A 17056-nucleotide genomic window follows, 5' to 3' on the forward strand; every position below is an offset into this window, starting at 1 on the left:
ATCCACCCCCGCAACGGCGCTACGCGCCCGTAGCTCAGCTGGATAGAGCGCTGCCCTCCGGAGGCAGAGGTCTCAGGTTCGAATCCTGTCGGGCGCGCCATTTAAATCCGGCGCTTGAGCTGCGGTGGTTCGTGATTCGTCACGATACCGCGTGAAAAGATTTACAGTGGTGGCTATAGCTCAGTTGGTAGAGCCCTGGATTGTGATTCCAGTTGTCGTGGGTTCGAGTCCCATTAGCCACCCCATTATTCAGTACAAGTTTCGTGGAATGCGAAGGTGGCGGAATTGGTAGACGCGCTAGCTTCAGGTGTTAGTGTCCTTACGGACGTGGGGGTTCAAGTCCCCCCCCTCGCACCACAACTTAAATTGAACAAAAAATTCAAAAAGCAGTAAAAACGGCGAGTAGCGCAGCTTGGTAGCGCAACTGGTTTGGGACCAGTGGGTCGGAGGTTCGAATCCTCTCTCGCCGACCAATTTTGAACCCCGCGAAAGCGGGGTTTTTTGTTTTCTGCGTTCCCTGAACCTTCATTTTTCCTGCTTGTTGCTCATCAACGACAATCTCTTTTCGTACTGTCGCCTGCGGGAGACATTTAATCTATTGAATTCAAATAAGTAATATAACTCATCCAGTAAATGTCGTTCTGCGGCGACAAATTGTGACGACGATCGCGGTGAGGAGGGACACAGGATGTCCGAAGAGGGCTGAATTTACTGGCTTACTAAAAGTTTGCACTGCGTTCCATTTGAGAGTGCAAACCTGGCATAATACATGCAATAATATTTATGTAGATGCTCATTCCATCTCTTATGCTCGCCTTCTGGCTTCATAAACTCAGGAATGATGCAGAGCCGTTTACGGTGCTTATCGTCCACTGACAGATGTCGCTTCGGCCTCATCAAACACCATGGACATAACGTTGAGTGAAGCACCCATTAGTTGTCAAAGACCTGTTTTAACGCCTGCCTGAGCTTTCCGGCAGGCGTTTTTTTTGGCTGGCCGTGTCAGGCCGGGGGGGTATTTTGCAGCGTCAGCAGCAGACCATCACGGCGCATGAGCGCGGCCTCTTCCGGCTGATGCATTCGATCGAGACAATCTGCCAGCCAGGCGTAGTCGAACGCATCCGGACGCTGTTTCAGCGCCGCGCGGAAGGCCAGGCTTGCTTCTTGCCATTCGCCATGTTTCAGCAGCGACTGGCCCAGCGTACTCCATAGCAGAGGCCGATCGCCCTGCGTTTTAATCTGTTGGCGCAGAACTTTTTCGATCTGCTCCGGATTATTGGTTTTCAGCCGCGGGATCACTGTCACCAGACGATCGTCATACTGGCGCTTCAGGCCATCAAGAATAACTTCCTGTGCAGTATCGTGATCGTCGCACTCAATCAAGTGCTCGGCGATAGCCACCTGTAGCGTTATCTGCTGACGGGTTTTACGGCTCTGGTTTTTCCACCAGCTTTTCAGACCTTCGCTGCCTTGATCCGCGCGCGCCTGATCCATCATGCCAATCCATGCCTGCTGTTGCAGCGCATCACGATGATCGTCGTCGCCGACATTGGCTTTCGCCATCGAAGGGATGATATCCAGCAGGGAAGTCCATGCGCCGGTGCGAATATAGGCCTGTTCAGCCAGGCGCAGCACTTCCGGATGACGTGGGGTGATCTCCAGCAATTTATCCACGCCATGACGGGCTGCATGATTCTCGTTGCGCGCCAGTTGCAGACGTACCCGGGTGATTTCCACCGGGATGGGGTCGTTTTCCGCCAGCTCTGCCGCGCGATCCAGATGCTGGTTGGCGCGAGCTTCATCACCGCGTTGCTGCGCCGCTTCAGCCGCCAGCAGGTAATTCACCACGGGCTGCTCGGCGTGGTCGGCATTTTTCGACATCAACTTTTCAACTTGCTGATAGTCGCCTTCCGCCAGTTTGAGCAGCGCTTGCTCCGTTTGTTTACGTGCGCGACGACGCTTACGGCCTACAAACCAGCCACGGGTATGTGCGCCAGTGCGGAAAATGCGACGCAGCACCCATTCGAGGGCAAATATCACCACCAACGCCAGCACCAGAATGATCATTAACCCGGTGACGCTGGTTTCAATGTTGTAATTATCGGTTTGGATCAGCACATAACCCTGATGCCCGGCGAGCATGGGGCCGAGCACGATCCCGGCGATCAACAGTGCAAAGAGCAATAATACTTTCAGCATGCTTATTCTCCCTGCGCTGTGGCTGCATGGGCTGGCGCCTGTTCAGACGTCACAGCAGGCTGCGCCAGAAGATTGCGTACGCGAGTTTGCATTAATTTTTCCAGGATTGGCTGGCTTTGCAGCGATTCCGGTAAATTCATGGCGATTGTTTTCTGGCTCAGCTTATCCACTTCCTCGAGGAAGGATTTGGTGGCCGCATCGTCGGTGTCGTAGTACGCGCGTACCCAGGTAGAAACATTATCCAGCGCCTGTCTGTAGGTCTCTTCCTGATGACGCGGAACGGCTTGTGCGGCGACGAGCAGACGTGAACGGATGTTTTCACGCAGGTAGATATCCTGATTTGGCGCGAGCAGCGGTACTGCCGTTTCATCGCGGCGACGGATAGTGATAAAACTGTCCATAAAGTTCTGCCAGCTTTTTTGCAGATTGACGCGCCATTCGCTGATCGAGCCGGAGAGTTCGCTGCTATCGTTATCCATCGGTGAATCGTCATCGTTATTATCCGCAAGGCGCAGATTATCGATTTGATTCGAAAGCTGGTTCAGATTGAGGATAATGCCGTCGTAATCCACCTGTGTGATTGCCGACAGACTGCCGATATCGTCAGTGATGGCGCGACGTGCGGTAATCAGGCTTGGATCGTTCATCTCAGCCAGGCTGGCGTCAGCGCTCTTCAATAGTGCGGCAGCGGTGGTGACATCCTGATCGCTCCACAGTTTGCGGCCCGCCAGTTTCACCAGAAAATCGGCTTGCGCCAGTTGCCAGGTTTTGGCATCAGAACCGGAGATGGTTGCCACTTTCTGCTGCACTTCATCGAGCTGCTTCGCCAGTACGTCGTTTTGACGTTTGGCGGCATTAAGCTGGTCCGCTTGTTGTTTAATCACACTTTCCAGCTCTGCGCGCTGCTTATCCTGCGATTGTTGTAAGGCGATAACCTGGTTGGCGATCTCGCCATTATTGCTATGCAGTGTTGCCACTTGCTGTTTCACCCAGCCATAAAGCCCCGCACCCGACGCCAACGCAATAGCGATGGCGATCGCGCTGAGCGCAAGGCTTGTCCTGTTAGCGCGTCTATTCTTCTCTGCTTTCTCCGGCGGCGGCGTTGCGCCGTCAGCCGCTTTGGTCTCTTCGACCACGGCGGAGGAGTTTTTTTGTTCCGTCATTATGGCTTCCCATTATGAGAGTTATTGTAATGCGCGAAGTAGCGCATCGTTGTCGGCATTGTCAGCGACCCGAATATCCTGCCAGCCCAGTTCCCGGGCGAGGTGCGCCAGACGCTCACTCGCCACAACCAGGTGACAGTGAAGTAGCCAGTTTTCCCGATACCAGGGGGGAATAAGTGAAAACAATTGTTGCATCATTTCGCCGCTGGTGATCACCAGTGTCGTCACGCCGCGCGTATGCCAGCGCATTGCTTCTTCAGCACCATCATAAAATATTGCACTGCGTTGATAACATTCGCAAAATTCGACTTCAGCACCGCGCGCCGCCAGCGTTTCCGCCAGTACTTCGCGCCCGCCGTTACCCCGTAAGATTAGTGCATGCTTACCCTGAACACTTTGTAATTCAGGTAATTGTAGCAACACTTCACTGATTTCCCGATCGTGCGGATAACGCACCTCAATGCCGCTGACGGTATGTAATGCCAGCGCAGTGGTGCGACCGATAGCGAAATAGTGAGGCTGAGGGGGAAAGCGCAAACCAAGCTGCTGTAAGTGGGCATGAGCAAATGTCACCGCATGCTGCGACAGGGCAAAAACCATATCATCTGCGGTTAGAGCAGCAAGCCGCGCGGGTAATGAAGCGAGCTCGCGGCCTGGCGTAAATTCGATTAACGGAAAGCTCCAGGCCACCAGCCCCAGTGTGCGCAACCGGCTGACTAATTCTTCTCCGGCTGGAGATGGGCGAGTGACCAGAATGCTCATGCAGGTGCGTCTCCGTTATAAACCTCATCCAGAATAGCGCGGGCGCCATTCGCCAGTAGCTCTTCCGCCAGCGAGATCCCCAGTTGTTCTGCATCTTCCGGTTTGCCGCGACATTCGCCGCGTACCTGGGTTGAACCGTCTGGCGAACCTACCAGCCCACGCAGCCAGATCTCACCGTTGATAAGTTCAGCATAGCTGCCAATAGGCACCTGGCATCCACCTTCAAGACGGGTATTCATCGCCCGCTCGGCTTTAACGCGCACGGCGGTATCCTGGTGATTCAGCGGTTCGAGCAGCATGCGCGTGCGCGCATCATCAAGACGGCATTCTACGCCGACCGCGCCCTGACCGACTGCCGGTAGCGAGGTTTCCGGCGGCAGCGCCATGCGTACGCGTGAAGCCAGACCGAGGCGGTTAAGGCCTGCTACAGCGAGGATAATAGCGTCATATTCACCGTTATCCAGCTTGCTCAGACGGGTGCCGACGTTTCCGCGCAGGGAACGGATCACCAGATCCGGACGGCGTTCCGCTAGTTGGCACTGACGGCGTAAACTGGAAGTGCCAACAATGCTGCCATGCGGCATTTCGTCCAGCGAGGCATAACGGTTTGACACAAACGCATCGCGCGGATCGTCGCGCTCGCAAATGGTCACCAGGCCAAGCCCTTCGGGGAAATCCACAGGCACATCTTTCATTGAATGCACAGCGATATCGGCGCGGTTTTCAAGCAGTGCCAATTCAAGTTCTTTCACAAACAACCCTTTGCCGCCCACTTTCGCCAGTGGCGTATCAAGGATCACATCGCCGCGGGTTACCATCGGCACCAGTTCTACAGTCAGCCCCGAATGGCTCGCTTCAAGGCGTTCCTTAACGTATTGTGCTTGCCATAGCGCAAGGGGGCTTTGCCGTGTGGCAATTCTTAAAACATTGTCTAACATGCTTGTTACCGTCATTATCGTCCGTTGACCATCCTAACATTGTTGCATTAGGGTGTCAGTGTTCGCGGTGGATTGCCGGGGAAAGAGAAAGCTTCACCCCGCAATACCGGTCAATACCGGTGCAGCGCAGGCCGTAATTAAGAATTTACAGAGTGCGTTTGATGCTACACTGGTTTGTACTGCATCTTTCTTTACGGTCAATGAGCAAGGTGTTAGATTGATCACGTTTTAGACCATTTTTTCGTCTGTACCTCTATAAAGATAAGGGCGAAAAATGGCAACGGCGACTTTGGATTTTCTGTAAACATCAGGCGATATGTCTTGTACCTCTATATTGAGACTCTGAAACAGAGACTGGATGCCATCAATCAACTGCGTGTGGAACGCGCGCTTGCTGCCATGGGGCCTGCTTTTCAGCAGGTCTACAGTCTGCTGCCGACATTACTGCACTACCATCATCCGCTGATGCCGGGTTACCTTGAAGGTAACGTTCCGCAAGGCATTTGCCTTTACACGCCTGATGAAAACCAACTTCACTATCTGAATGAACTCGAACTGCACCGTGGTTTGCCGCCGCAGGAGTCGCCAAAAGGCGAGGTACCGATCACCGGCGTTTACTCTATGGGTAGCACGTCATCCGTTGGGCAAAGTTGCTCTTCGGATCTGGACATCTGGGTATGTCATCAATCCTGGCTCGATAATGAAGAGCGTCAACTGTTGCAGCGTAAATGCAGCCTGCTCGAAAGTTGGGCTGCGTCGCTGGGTGTGGAAGTGAGCTTTTTCCTGATTGATGAGAACCGCTTCCGCCATAACGAAAGCGGCAGTCTCGGCGGCGAGGATTGCGGCTCGACGCAGCATATATTGTTGCTTGACGAATTTTATCGCACTGCCGTGCGCCTCGCCGGGAAGCGTATTCTTTGGAATATGGTGCCGGGCGATGAAGAAGAGCACTACGACGACTACGTAATGACGCTCTATGCGCAGGGTGTTCTGACGCCAAATGAATGGCTGGATCTCGGCGGCTTAAGTTCTCTTTCGGCGGAAGAGTATTTCGGTGCCAGCCTTTGGCAGCTCTATAAAAGCATCGATTCCCCATACAAAGCAGTGTTGAAAACCCTGCTGCTGGAAGCTTATTCCTGGGAATATCCCAACACGCGCCTGCTGGCGAAAGATATTAAACAGCGTCTGCATGATGGCGAGATTGTTTCCTTCGGTCTTGATCACTACTGCATGATGCTGGAACGCGTAACGCAATATCTGGTGGCCATCGAAGACACCACCCGTCTCGATCTGGCACGTCGATGTTTCTACTTAAAAGTGTGCGAGAAGCTCAGCCGTGAACGCGCCTGTGTCGGCTGGCGTCGTGAAGTGATCGCGCAACTGGTGAAAGAGTGGGGCTGGGACGATGCGCGCGTGGCCATGCTGGATAACCGTGCCAACTGGAAAATCGATCAGGTACGCGAAGCGCACAATGAGCTGCTCGACGCGATGATGCAGAGCTACCGCAATCTTATCCGTTTCGCACGGCGTAATAATCTGAGCGTTTCCGCCAGCCCGCAAGATATCGGGGTGTTGACCCGTAAACTGTATGCCGCCTTTGAGGCGTTGCCGGGCAAAGTAACGCTGGTGAACCCGCAGATTTCACCGGATCTCTCCGAACCCAATTTAACCTTTATTCATGTTCCGCCAGGCCGTGCCAACCGCACCGGCTGGTATCTGTACAATCGTGCGCCGAACATGGACTCTATCGTCAGCCATCAGCCGCTGGAATATAACCGTTATCTGAATAAGCTGGTGGCCTGGGCCTGGTTTAACGGGCTGTTGACCTCGCGCACACATCTGTTTATTAAAGGCAATGATGTGGTCGATCTGGCGAAATTGCAGGAGATGGTAGCGGATGTATCGCATCACTTCCCGTTGCGCCTGCCTGCACCGACCCCGAAAGCGCTGTATAGCCCGTGCGAAATCCGTCACCTGGCGATTATCGTCAACCTGGAGTACGACCCGACTGCGGCGTTCCGTAACCAGGTGGTGCATTTCGACTTCCGTAAGCTTGATGTCTTCAGCTTCGGCGAGCAGCAAAACTGCCTCGTCGGAAGCGTGGATCTGCTCTACCGTAATTCGTGGAATGAGGTGCGTACTCTGCATTTCAACGGCGAGCAGGCGATGATTGAAGCGCTGAAAACGATTCTTGGCAAAATGCATCAGGATGCGGCACCGCCGGATAGCGTTGAAGTGTTCTGCTACAGCCAGCATCTGCGTGGCCTGATTCGAACCCGCGTCCAGCAGTTGGTTTCTGAGTGTATTGAGCTGCGTCTTTCCAGTACGCGCCAGGAAACCGGACGCTTTAAAGCATTGCGCGTGGCGGGTCAGACCTGGGGGCTGTTCTTTGAACGTCTGAATGTGTCGGTACAGAAGCTGGAAAACGCGATCGAGTTTTACGGTGCGATTTCGCATAACAAACTGCATGGCCTTTCTGTGCAGGTTGAAACCAATCACGTCGAATTACCGGCGGTGGTGGATGGTTTTGCCAGTGAAGGGATTATTCAGTTCTTTTTTGAAGAGACCGGCGAAGAAGGCTTTAACATCTATATTCTGGATGAGAGCAACCGCGCGGAAGTCTATCATCACTGTGAAGGCAGCAAAGAGGAACTGGTGCGGGATGTAAGCCGTTTCTACTCGTCATCACATGACCGCTTCACCTACGGCTCCAGCTTTATTAACTTCAACTTGCCGCAGTTCTATCAAATTGTGAATACGGAAGGGCGTGCTCAGGTGATCCCGTTCCGCAATCAGACAATCAGCACCGCAACGCCGGCGAATCAGGACAACGATGCACCGCTGTTGCAGCAATATTTCTCGTAATGTGTGCCGGATAAATCATTAACATCTTATCCGGCGCGTAATATTAACGAAAAGTCACCGTTTCGCCCGCTTGCTGCGTGGCTGCCTGTTCCAGCAGATCCCAGAAGGTTTCGCCGCTGCGATCGCAAACCCAGTCATCACCCTTGAGATCGAAATGGTAGCCGCCCTGTTTGGTTGCCAACCACACCTGGTGCAGCGGTTCCTGACGGTTAATGATGATTTTGCTGCCGTTTTCAAAGCTGATGGTTAAGACGCCGCCGTTGACTTCGCAGTCGATGTCGCTGTCGCCATCCCAGTCATCAAGGCGTTCTTCAATGGTGAGCCACAGGCTGTCGGCGAGGCGATGAAATTCACTGTCGTTCATTCTGCTTTCCTGTTTTTTATGATGGCAGCAGTATAACGCGAAATATTTCCCGATGCCCTAAACCAGCAAACTCTTGCTTTTGTGTCTTCTCCTGCGATGATAGAAAGCAGAAAGAACGAACTTACAGGCAACTCATAATGAAAGATGTGTTTCGCGCGATGGCCGTACTGCTGACTCTGTTCAGCCTGACGGGATGTGGTCTGAAGGGGCCGCTCTATTTTCCCCCTGCGGATAAAAATGCGCCGCCGCCAACCAAAACGCAAACCAGCACGATCCAGCCGAGTACTCCGAATAGCACCGATCGTGGTAACGACGGCTCTCCGAGCCAGGTGAATTACTGACGCTACCGTTCTGTATCCGCGCAACTGGAGTAGATGATGCAGTTCTCAAAAATGCATGGCCTTGGCAACGATTTTATGGTCGTCGACGCGGTAACGCAGAATGTCTTTTTCTCACCGGAGCTGATCCGCCGTCTGGCGGATCGTCATCTTGGCGTTGGGTTTGATCAACTGCTGGTGGTTGAGCCTCCCTACGATCCTGAACTCGATTTTCACTACCGTATTTTTAATGCCGACGGCAGTGAAGTATCGCAGTGCGGTAATGGCGCGCGCTGTTTCGCCCGCTTTGTTCGTCTGAAAGGGTTAACCAATAAACGTGATATTCGCGTCAGTACGGCGAACGGTCGTATGGTATTGAGCGTAACGGAAGACGAACTGGTACGCGTTAATATGGGTGAGCCAAACTTTGAACCGTCGCAGGTGCCATTCCGCGCTAACAAAGCGGAAAAGACCTATATTATGCGGGTAGCGGAGCAAACCATACTGTGCGGCGTTGTTTCGATGGGGAACCCGCACTGCGTGATTCAGGTTGATGACGTGGACACTGCGTCGGTAGAAACACTGGGCCCGGTAATGGAGAGCCACGAGCGTTTTCCTGAGCGCGCCAATATCGGTTTTATGCAGGTCGTCTCACGGGATTACATCCGACTGCGCGTCTTTGAACGTGGCGCTGGTGAAACCCAGGCGTGCGGTAGCGGCGCTTGTGCGGCTGTCGCGGTCGGCATTCAACAGGATTTGCTGGCGGAAAATGTTCGCGTTGAATTACCGGGCGGTCGGCTTGATATCGCGTGGAAAGGACCGGGTCAACCGTTGTTTATGACTGGCCCGGCGACACATGTCTATGACGGGTTTATTCATCTATGAAGCATATAGGAGAAGAGCAGCAGGGAACGTTGGCCGAACTGGATGACCAGGCGGTGGCGGAATATCTGCTGCACCATCCTGAATTCTTTATCCGCAATGCGCGGCTGATAGAGCAAATGCGCGTGCCGCACCCGGTGCGTGGTACGGTTTCTCTCGTCGAATGGCACATGGCGCGCTCGCGTAATCACATCAATGTGCTGGAAGAGAACATGACCTTGTTGATGGAACAGGCGAGTGCAAACGAAGGGTTATTCTATCGTCTGCTGCGCCTGCAAAGTCGGCTGGCATCCGCCAGCAGCCTTGAAGAGATGCTTAACCGTTTTCATCGCTGGGCGCGCGATCTGGGGCTGGCTGGTGCGACTATCCGCCTGTTTCCCGATCGCTGGCGTCTGGGGGCGCCTTCACGCTACACCCATCTTGCGCTCTCCCGGCAGGCGTTTGAATCGTTGCGTATTCAACGCTTAGGTCAGCAACACCACTATCTCGGCTCATTAAACGGGCCGGAGCTATTGTTGTTGTTGCCGGAAGCGAAAGCAATCGGCTCGGTGGCCATGTCCTTAATGGGGCCGGACGGTTCTCTTGGCGTGGTGCTGTTTAGCAGCCGTGATGTTCACCATTATCAGCAAGGTCAGGGCACCCAGCTTTTAGATGAGATAGCGCAGATGCTGCCGGATCTTCTGGAACGCTGGATTGAGCGCGTATGAGCGATTCGCCGTTGTTACCTGCCGTCAGCAAATTCCTGCGCTACCTTGGTGTTGAACGTCAACTCAGTCCCATTACGTTGCTTAATTATCAGCGTCAGCTTGATGCCATCATTGCTTTGACCGGTGAAACCGGCCTGAAAAGCTGGCAACAATGTGATGCTGCAATGGTGCGCGCAATTGCCGTTCGCAGCCGACGAAAAGGGCTCGGCCCGGCAAGCCTGGCGCTACGGCTTTCGGCGCTGCGCAGTTTCTTTGACTGGATGGTCAGCCAGGGCGAGCTGCAGGCAAACCCGGCAAAAGGCATTTCTGCACCGAAAGCGCCGCGCCATTTGCCGAAGAATATTGACGTTGATGATGTGAACCGACTGCTGGATATCGATCTTAACGATCCGCTGGCAGTGCGAGATCGGGCCATGCTGGAAGTGATGTACGGTGCTGGTCTGCGTCTTTCGGAGCTGGTGAATCTGGATATCAAACATCTGGATCTGGAAAGCGGTGAAGTGTGGGTAATGGGCAAGGGCAGTAAAGAGCGCCGCTTGCCTATTGGTCGCAGTGCGGTGACCTGGATTGAACACTGGCTCGATCTGCGTGGGCTGTTTGGCGCGGAAGAGGATGCGCTGTTTTTATCGAAGCTGGGGAAACGAATTTCGGCGCGTAATGTGCAAAAACGTTTTGCCGAGTGGGGTATCCGTCAGGGACTCAACAGTCATGTAAATCCGCATAAACTGCGGCACTCATTCGCCACACACATGCTTGAATCGAGCGGCGATCTGCGCGGGGTGCAGGAACTGCTTGGTCACGCCAATCTTTCAACGACACAAATCTATACCCATCTCGATTTTCAACACCTTGCATCGGTGTACGACGCCGCGCACCCGCGCGCCAAACGGGGGAAATAATGCGTTTTTACCGCCCATTGGGTCAGATCTCCGCGATCACTTTTGACCTGGACGATACTCTTTACGACAACCGACTGGTGATCCAGCGCACCGAACAGGAAGCGCTGGCATTTGTGCAACGCTATCATCCGGCGCTTAACGGCCTGGAAAATGAAGAATTCAAGCGTCTGCGCTGGTCGCTGCGGGAAACCGAGCCGGAGATCTATCACGACGTTACCGAATGGCGGCGACGCGCCGTTGAACAGGCGATGCTGAACGCCGGGCTGACAGTCGAGGAAGCCGCCGTGGGCGCACAGGCCTCGATGGTTAACTTTGCCAAATGGCGCAGCCGCATTGATGTGCCGCAGGAAACCCACGACACGCTGAAGAGACTGGCAACGAAGTGGCCGCTGGTGGTGATCACCAACGGTAACGCGCAGCCGGAACTGTTCGGGCTGGGCGATTACTTTGAATTTGTGCTGCGCGCCGGGCCAGATGGGCGTTCAAAGCCGTTCAGCGACATGTATCATCTGGCCGCAGATCGCCTCGGTGTGGCGGTAGAGGATATTCTGCATGTTGGTGACGATTTGACCACAGATGTTGCGGGTGCGATCCGTTGCGGCATGCAGGCATGTTGGATCAAACCAGAAGGCGCCGATCTGTTACAGGCAACCAACAGCCGTTTGTTACCGCATATGGAAATTTCGCGGTTGGCATCCCTCACGACGCTGATATAATCACCAATTGTTCTGTATAAAATACCAGGGTTTTTGGCGGATGGCGCTACGCTTATCCGCCCTACGGTAACGTAGGCCCGGTAAGCGAAGCGCCCACGGGCGTTTCGTTCAATTCCTGACGACTACGCGACGGTACCTATGGACGTTTCTTATCTGCTCGACAGCCTCAATGACAAACAGCGCGACGCCGTAGCCGCAGAGCGCAGCAATATGCTGGTGCTGGCCGGGGCAGGGAGCGGTAAGACGCGCGTGCTGGTACACCGTATCGCCTGGCTAATGACCGTGGATAACTGTTCGCCATACTCGATCATGGCGGTCACCTTTACCAATAAAGCAGCGGCGGAAATGCGTCATCGTATCGGCCAGTTGATGGGCACCTCGCAGGGCGGAATGTGGGTGGGCACGTTCCACGGGCTGGCGCACCGCTTGTTGCGGGCGCACCACATGGATGCCAACCTGCCGCAGGATTTCCAGATCCTCGACAGTGAAGATCAGCTCCGGCTGCTGAAACGCCTGATCAAAGCGATGAATCTGGATGAGAAGCAGTGGCCGCCGCGTCAGGCGATGTGGTATATCAACGGCCAGAAAGATGAGGGCATCCGTCCGCATCATATCCAGAGTTTCGGTAATCCGGTTGAGCAGACCTGGCAGAAAGTTTATCAGGCTTACCAGGAGGCCTGTGATCGCGCCGGGCTGGTGGATTTTGCCGAGCTGTTGCTACGTGCCCATGAGCTGTGGCTGAACAAACCGCATATTTTGCAGCACTATCGTGAACGCTTTACCAATATCCTGGTGGATGAATTTCAGGATACCAACAACATTCAGTATGCATGGATCCGCCTGCTGGCTGGCGACACCGGCAAAGTGATGATCGTCGGTGACGATGATCAGTCCATTTACGGTTGGCGCGGCGCCCAGGTAGAAAACATCCAGCGCTTCCTGAAAGATTTCCCTGGCGCGCAGACTATTCGGCTGGAGCAGAACTACCGCTCCACCAGTAATATCCTTAGCGCCGCTAACGCCCTGATTGAGAACAATAATGGGCGTCTGGGGAAAAAACTGTGGACCGACGGCATCGATGGCGAGCCGATTTCACTCTATTGTGCATTCAATGAGCTGGACGAAGCGCGCTTTGTCGTAAACCGTATCAAAGCCTGGCAGGACAACGGCGGACAACTGACGCAGTGCGCTATTCTCTATCGCAGCAACGCCCAGTCGCGCGTGCTGGAAGAGGCGCTGTTGCAGGCCAGTATGCCGTACCGCATTTATGGCGGTATGCGATTCTTTGAACGTCAGGAGATTAAAGATGCTCTCTCCTATCTGCGTTTGATCGCCAACCGCAATGATGATGCCGCGTTTGAGCGCGTAGTGAATACGCCGACGCGCGGCATTGGCGATCGCACGCTGGATGTTGTGCGCCAGACGTCCCGCGATCGCCAGTTGACGCTGTGGCAGGCGACGCGCGAGTTATTACAGGAAAAAGCGCTGGCGGGCCGTGCTGCAAGCGCCCTGCAACGCTTCCTGGAACTGATTGACGCGCTGGCCCAGGAAACGGCCGATATGCCGCTGCATGTGCAAACCGACCGGGTGGTGAACGACTCTGGTCTGCGCATGATGTATGAGCAGGAGAAGGGCGAGAAAGGCCAGACGCGTATTGAGAACTTAGAGGAACTGGTCACCGCTACGCGGCAGTTCAGCTACAACGAAGAAGATGAAGATTTGATGCCGCTACAGGCATTTCTCTCCCATGCCGCTCTGGAGGCGGGTGAAGGGCAGGCGGATAGCTGGCAGGATGCGGTGCAGCTTATGACGCTGCACTCGGCAAAAGGTCTCGAATTCCCGCAGGTCTTTATCGTTGGCATGGAAGAGGGCATGTTTCCGAGCCAGATGTCGCTGGATGAGGGGGGCCGTCTGGAAGAGGAGCGCCGCCTGGCGTATGTCGGCGTGACGCGCGCGATGCAGAAATTAACCTTAACCTACGCCGAAACGCGCCGTCTGTACGGGAAAGAGGTTTATCACCGCCCTTCACGCTTTATCGGCGAGCTGCCGGAAGAGTGTGTGGAAGAGGTGCGTTTACGCGCCAGCATCAGCCGCCCGGTAAGCCATCAGCGCATGGGAACGCCAGCCGCACAGAGCGATACCGGCTATAAACTCGGTCAGCGCGTGCGCCATGCGAAGTTTGGCGAAGGTACGGTAGTGAACATGGAAGGCAGCGGTGAACACAGCCGTTTGCAGGTGGCTTTCCAGGGGCAGGGTATTAAATGGCTGGTGGCCGCCTATGCGAAGCTTGAAACTGTCTAACATTCAGAAAAATATCATTATTTTGTAATAATCTGCTAGCCTTATACGTTGAGGGGCAAATATTGCTCTTTCGCGTTTCGTTGCGTGTTGACGCCTTCTGAGTGCTGGCGTAACATGCGCGCACGAACACGCTAAGAGGACATTCGCCTTGGACACACCCAGTAGATACTGGCTCAATCTCCTGTTTCACAGGAACAATTCCTAAGGCTATTTTCTCATGCTGATAGCCTTAGAGGTTGTCAGCGACCTGCATGTTTTCCCGTCGCGCTGAGTCAGGCTGTTGAATGGTCTGAAACCCAATTCGTTTCTTGTGTGCCCACCGAACTGTCCGATATTTTTTGCACTGGGAGTCCCGGCCATGCTGAGCGCATTTCAACTGGAAAACAATCGCTTAACCCGTCTTGAGGCTGACGAAATTAAACACCTCGCCAGCTCGGTTTGGGTTGATTTGGTCGAGCCGGACGAAGACGAACGAACCCGTGTGCAAATGGAATTGGGTCAGAACCTGGCCACCCGCCCTGAACTGGAAGACATCGAAGCCTCCGCGCGTTTTTTCGAGGACGAAGACGGGCTGCACATCCACTCCTTCTTCTTTTTTGAAGATGCTGAAGATCACGCCGGTAACTCAACGGTGGCATTCACCATTCGCGAAGGTCGCTTGTTTACGCTGCGTGAGCGCGAATTACCCGCGTTTCGGCTCTACCGTATGCGCGCCCGCAGCCAGGAGATGGTTGACGGCAATGCCTATGAACTGCTGCTGGATCTGTTCGAAACTAAAATCGAACAGCTGGCGGATGAGATCGAAAACATCTACAGCGACCTGGAAAAGCTGAGCCGCGTTATTATGGAAGGCCAGCAGGGCGATGAATATGACGACGCGCTTTCAACGCTGGCGGAGCAGGAAGACATCGGCTGGAAGGTGCGCTTGTGTCTGATGGATACCCAGCGTGCGCTGAACTTTCTTGTGCGCAAGGCGCGTTTACCGGCTGGTCAACTGGAGCAGGCGCGCGAGATCCTGCGCGATATCGAATCTCTGCTGCCGCATAATGAATCCCTGTTCCAGAAGGTGAACTTCCTGATGCAGGCGGCGATGGGGTTCATCAATATCGAGCAGAACCGCATCATTAAAATCTTCTCGGTCGTTTCCGTGGTGTTCCTGCCGCCGACGCTGGTGGCCTCCAGCTACGGAATGAACTTTGAATTTATGCCCGAGCTGCACTGGAGCTTCGGCTACCCTGGCGCGATTGTCTTTATGATCCTCGCCGGTCTGGCACCGTATCTCTACTTCAAGCGCCGCAACTGGCTATAAGACAACGGGCGGCGCTGCCGCCCTTGTTCATTTTGATTGGATTGCGCGCGCCGCTTCAGCATATGGGGAAGAGGCGACACCAACTTTCCATCATACGTTTTTGCGTAAACCACGCTGTGTGTATACCGCGTCCATAATAAAAATCGCCAGCGCCAGCCAGATAAAACCAAAGGTCACCATCTTATCCGGCCCCGGATGCTCGCCATAGAAAGCAACGGCCAGCAGGAACATCAGTGTTGGGCCGATATACTGGAAAAAACCCAGCGTCGATAAACGCAAACGCATTGCCGCTCCGGTAAAACACAGCAGAGGAACCGTCGTAACTACACCTGCGGCCATCAACAGCAAGTTCAGCGACAGGCTGTTTTGCCCCATATGGCTGGTTGGGCTATCTGTGATGCCAAATAGCCACACCGCCGCAACCGGCAATAACCACAGCGTTTCTACCAGCATGCCGGTTTGCGCATCAACAGCTATTTTTTTGCGCAGCAGGCCGTAAAAAGCAAAACTAAATGCCAGACCGAGCGCAATGATCGGCAGCGAGCCAAACGTCCACAGTTGCACCAGTACACCGATGGCAGCCAGCAGTACCGCCAGCCATTGCATACGGCGGAAACGCTCACCCAAAAACAGCATCCCCAGCAGAATGTTCACCAGTGGATTAATAAAGTAACCCAGACTGGCTTCCAGCATATGGTTGTGGTTCACCGCCCAGATAAACAGCAGCCAGTTGCCGCCAACCAGTACGGCGGAGATGCCCAGCAGCAGGATCTTTTTCGGCGTTTGCAGCAACGTTTTTACGTTGCTCCACTGACGGCTGGCGCTGATCAACGCCAGCATAAAAAAGAAGGACCAGATGACGCGGTGAGTGAGAATTTCGTCAGCCGGTACGTACCAAATCACTTTGAAATAGGCCGGGGCAACCCCCCAAATGAAATAAGCGGCCAGGGCGAGTAACACGCCCTGCCGCGTCTGTTTTGCATCCATCGGGAAAACTCTTTGCTGAAAAGTAATTGTATGTTACCCGTTTTTTACAAGAGCCTCACCCCACCATATAGGTAGCTGTGGCGCTGGCGATGTGCAGTTGATCCTCATTATGCAGCTCTACGCGGGCGACGGCGACTTTATTGCCCGCACGCAACAAACTACTGCTGGCAGTAAAGCGCGTGCCGCGCCCGGGCCGCAGATAATCGACACGTAAATCAATAGTACCCATGCGCGACAAACGCTGGCGCAGCTCCTCTTCGCTAATAGTGTCATGGCGAGTTAACGTACTGCCAACGCAAACCAGACCTGCGGCGACATCCAGCGCTGAAGCGATTACGCCGCCATGTAAAATGCTTTGCGCCCAGTTACCCACCATCATTGGCTGATTAGTAAATTTCAACTCCGCATACTCTTTTTCATAACGTTCCAGCTCAAGACCTAACGCACGGTTAAACGGCATGTGATAAACAAAAATCTCGCCCACCAGTTTAAGGGCCTGATCGGCTGTGAGAACGGCTGACATAGTAATCTGATCCGATGTGTTAATGAGGTGTTGATTTTATGCCTGTTATTTGTTGAGTTCCAGTTTGAGAATCGATACCTGCGCAGTGACTCTTAAATATGTAGAATACTTTCGGTAACTTATT

The 17056-nt window shown here is 54.0% G+C and carries 16 protein-coding genes and 4 tRNA genes; 13 read left to right on the forward strand and 7 right to left on the reverse strand.

Annotated features, from left to right (window positions below; genetic code table 11):
• Window positions 1-23: 23 nt before the first annotated feature.
• From GA0061070_RS10895 to GA0061070_RS10910, 4 genes are all read left to right on the forward strand, one after another.
• A tRNA-Arg gene (locus GA0061070_RS10895) sits at window positions 24-100 on the forward strand.
• Window positions 101-169: 69 nt separating this feature from the next.
• Window positions 170-245 (forward strand) — tRNA-His (locus GA0061070_RS10900).
• A gap of 25 nt (window positions 246-270) precedes the next feature.
• Window positions 271-357: transfer RNA gene (locus tag GA0061070_RS10905), tRNA-Leu, on the forward strand.
• A 39-nt stretch (window positions 358-396) separates the two neighbouring features.
• A tRNA-Pro gene (locus tag GA0061070_RS10910) sits at window positions 397-473 on the forward strand.
• A 529-nt stretch (window positions 474-1002) separates the two neighbouring features.
• Here GA0061070_RS10910 and hemY read toward each other — a convergent pair.
• The 4 genes from hemY to hemC are packed head-to-tail and all read right to left on the reverse strand — an operon-like array spanning window position 1003 to window position 5062.
• Entirely contained in the window at window positions 1003-2199 is a 1197-nt protein-coding gene (gene hemY / locus GA0061070_RS10915; protein WP_090136055.1) for a protoheme IX biogenesis protein HemY, read from the reverse strand.
• A 2-nt stretch (window positions 2200-2201) separates the two neighbouring features.
• Complete coding sequence (gene hemX / locus GA0061070_RS10920) at window positions 2202-3362, reverse strand: uroporphyrinogen-III C-methyltransferase (protein ID WP_090136057.1); 1161 nt, start codon at window positions 3360-3362, stop codon at window positions 2202-2204.
• Between the two features lie 21 nt (window positions 3363-3383).
• Window positions 3384-4124, reverse strand: a complete 741-nt coding sequence (gene hemD, locus GA0061070_RS10925; RefSeq protein WP_090136059.1) for a uroporphyrinogen-III synthase — start codon at window positions 4122-4124, stop codon at window positions 3384-3386.
• Window positions 4121-5062, reverse strand: coding sequence for a hydroxymethylbilane synthase (gene hemC / locus GA0061070_RS10930; RefSeq protein WP_139109751.1), 942 nt, complete (start codon window positions 5060-5062; stop codon window positions 4121-4123). The genes hemD and hemC overlap by 4 nt, the downstream gene beginning before the upstream one ends.
• Window positions 5063-5383: 321 nt before the next feature.
• Here hemC and cyaA point away from each other — a divergent pair, with 321 nt between their 5' ends.
• The gene (gene cyaA, locus GA0061070_RS10935) at window positions 5384-7927 is read left to right on the forward strand and encodes a class I adenylate cyclase (RefSeq protein WP_090136063.1); all 2544 of its coding nucleotides are present in this window, start codon (window positions 5384-5386) and stop codon (window positions 7925-7927) included.
• 43 nt (window positions 7928-7970) lie between these two features.
• Here cyaA and cyaY read toward each other — a convergent pair whose 3' ends face one another.
• Complete coding sequence (gene cyaY / locus GA0061070_RS10940) at window positions 7971-8291, reverse strand: iron donor protein CyaY (protein WP_090136065.1); 321 nt, start codon at window positions 8289-8291, stop codon at window positions 7971-7973.
• Between the two features lie 137 nt (window positions 8292-8428).
• On the opposite strand from cyaY, the gene lptM reads away from it, so the two are divergent.
• The 8 genes from lptM to corA all read left to right on the forward strand — a co-directional run bounded on the left by lptM (window position 8429) and on the right by corA (window position 15422).
• Complete coding sequence (gene lptM, locus GA0061070_RS10945) at window positions 8429-8632, forward strand: LPS translocon maturation chaperone LptM (RefSeq protein ID WP_090136067.1); 204 nt, start codon at window positions 8429-8431, stop codon at window positions 8630-8632.
• Between the two features lie 36 nt (window positions 8633-8668).
• Complete coding sequence (gene dapF / locus GA0061070_RS10950; RefSeq protein WP_090136068.1) at window positions 8669-9493, forward strand: diaminopimelate epimerase; 825 nt, start codon at window positions 8669-8671, stop codon at window positions 9491-9493.
• On the forward strand, window positions 9490-10197 hold the full coding sequence (locus GA0061070_RS10955) for a DUF484 domain-containing protein (protein ID WP_090136069.1): 708 nt from the start codon (window positions 9490-9492) through the stop codon (window positions 10195-10197). The genes dapF and GA0061070_RS10955 overlap by 4 nt, the downstream gene beginning before the upstream one ends.
• A complete protein-coding gene (gene xerC, locus GA0061070_RS10960; protein WP_090136071.1) occupies window positions 10194-11096 on the forward strand; it encodes a tyrosine recombinase XerC in 903 nt (300 codons plus the stop codon). The genes GA0061070_RS10955 and xerC overlap by 4 nt, the downstream gene beginning before the upstream one ends.
• Window positions 11096-11812 carry a 5-amino-6-(5-phospho-D-ribitylamino)uracil phosphatase YigB gene (yigB, locus tag GA0061070_RS10965; protein ID WP_090136074.1) on the forward strand — a complete coding sequence of 239 codons (717 nt, stop codon included), beginning with the start codon at window positions 11096-11098 and terminating at the stop codon, window positions 11810-11812. Before xerC ends, yigB begins: the two co-directional genes overlap by 1 nt.
• 138 nt (window positions 11813-11950) lie before the next feature.
• Window positions 11951-14113, forward strand: coding sequence for a DNA helicase II (uvrD, locus tag GA0061070_RS10970; RefSeq protein WP_090136075.1), 2163 nt, complete (start codon window positions 11951-11953; stop codon window positions 14111-14113).
• A gap of 148 nt (window positions 14114-14261) precedes the next feature.
• Window positions 14262-14318 (forward strand): YsgD/CorL family protein, encoded by a 57-nt coding sequence (gene ysgD, locus GA0061070_RS25970; RefSeq protein ID WP_367888890.1) that lies wholly within the window; start codon window positions 14262-14264, stop codon window positions 14316-14318.
• 153 nt (window positions 14319-14471) lie between these two features.
• Entirely contained in the window at window positions 14472-15422 is a 951-nt protein-coding gene (gene corA / locus GA0061070_RS10980) for a magnesium/cobalt transporter CorA (protein WP_090136079.1), read from the forward strand.
• A gap of 90 nt (window positions 15423-15512) precedes the next feature.
• Here the strand turns inward: corA and rarD are convergent, their stop codons facing one another.
• Both rarD and yigI read right to left on the reverse strand, forming a co-directional pair.
• Window positions 15513-16409 (reverse strand): EamA family transporter RarD, encoded by an 897-nt coding sequence (gene rarD / locus GA0061070_RS10985; RefSeq protein ID WP_090136081.1) that lies wholly within the window; start codon window positions 16407-16409, stop codon window positions 15513-15515.
• A 55-nt stretch (window positions 16410-16464) separates the two neighbouring features.
• A complete protein-coding gene (gene yigI, locus GA0061070_RS10990) occupies window positions 16465-16932 on the reverse strand; it encodes an acyl-CoA thioesterase YigI (RefSeq protein ID WP_090136083.1) in 468 nt (155 codons plus the stop codon).
• Between the last annotated feature and the right edge of the window lie 124 nt (window positions 16933-17056).

The organism is Kosakonia oryziphila, from assembly GCF_900094795.1.
Taxonomy (GTDB): domain Bacteria; phylum Pseudomonadota; class Gammaproteobacteria; order Enterobacterales; family Enterobacteriaceae; genus Kosakonia; species Kosakonia oryziphila.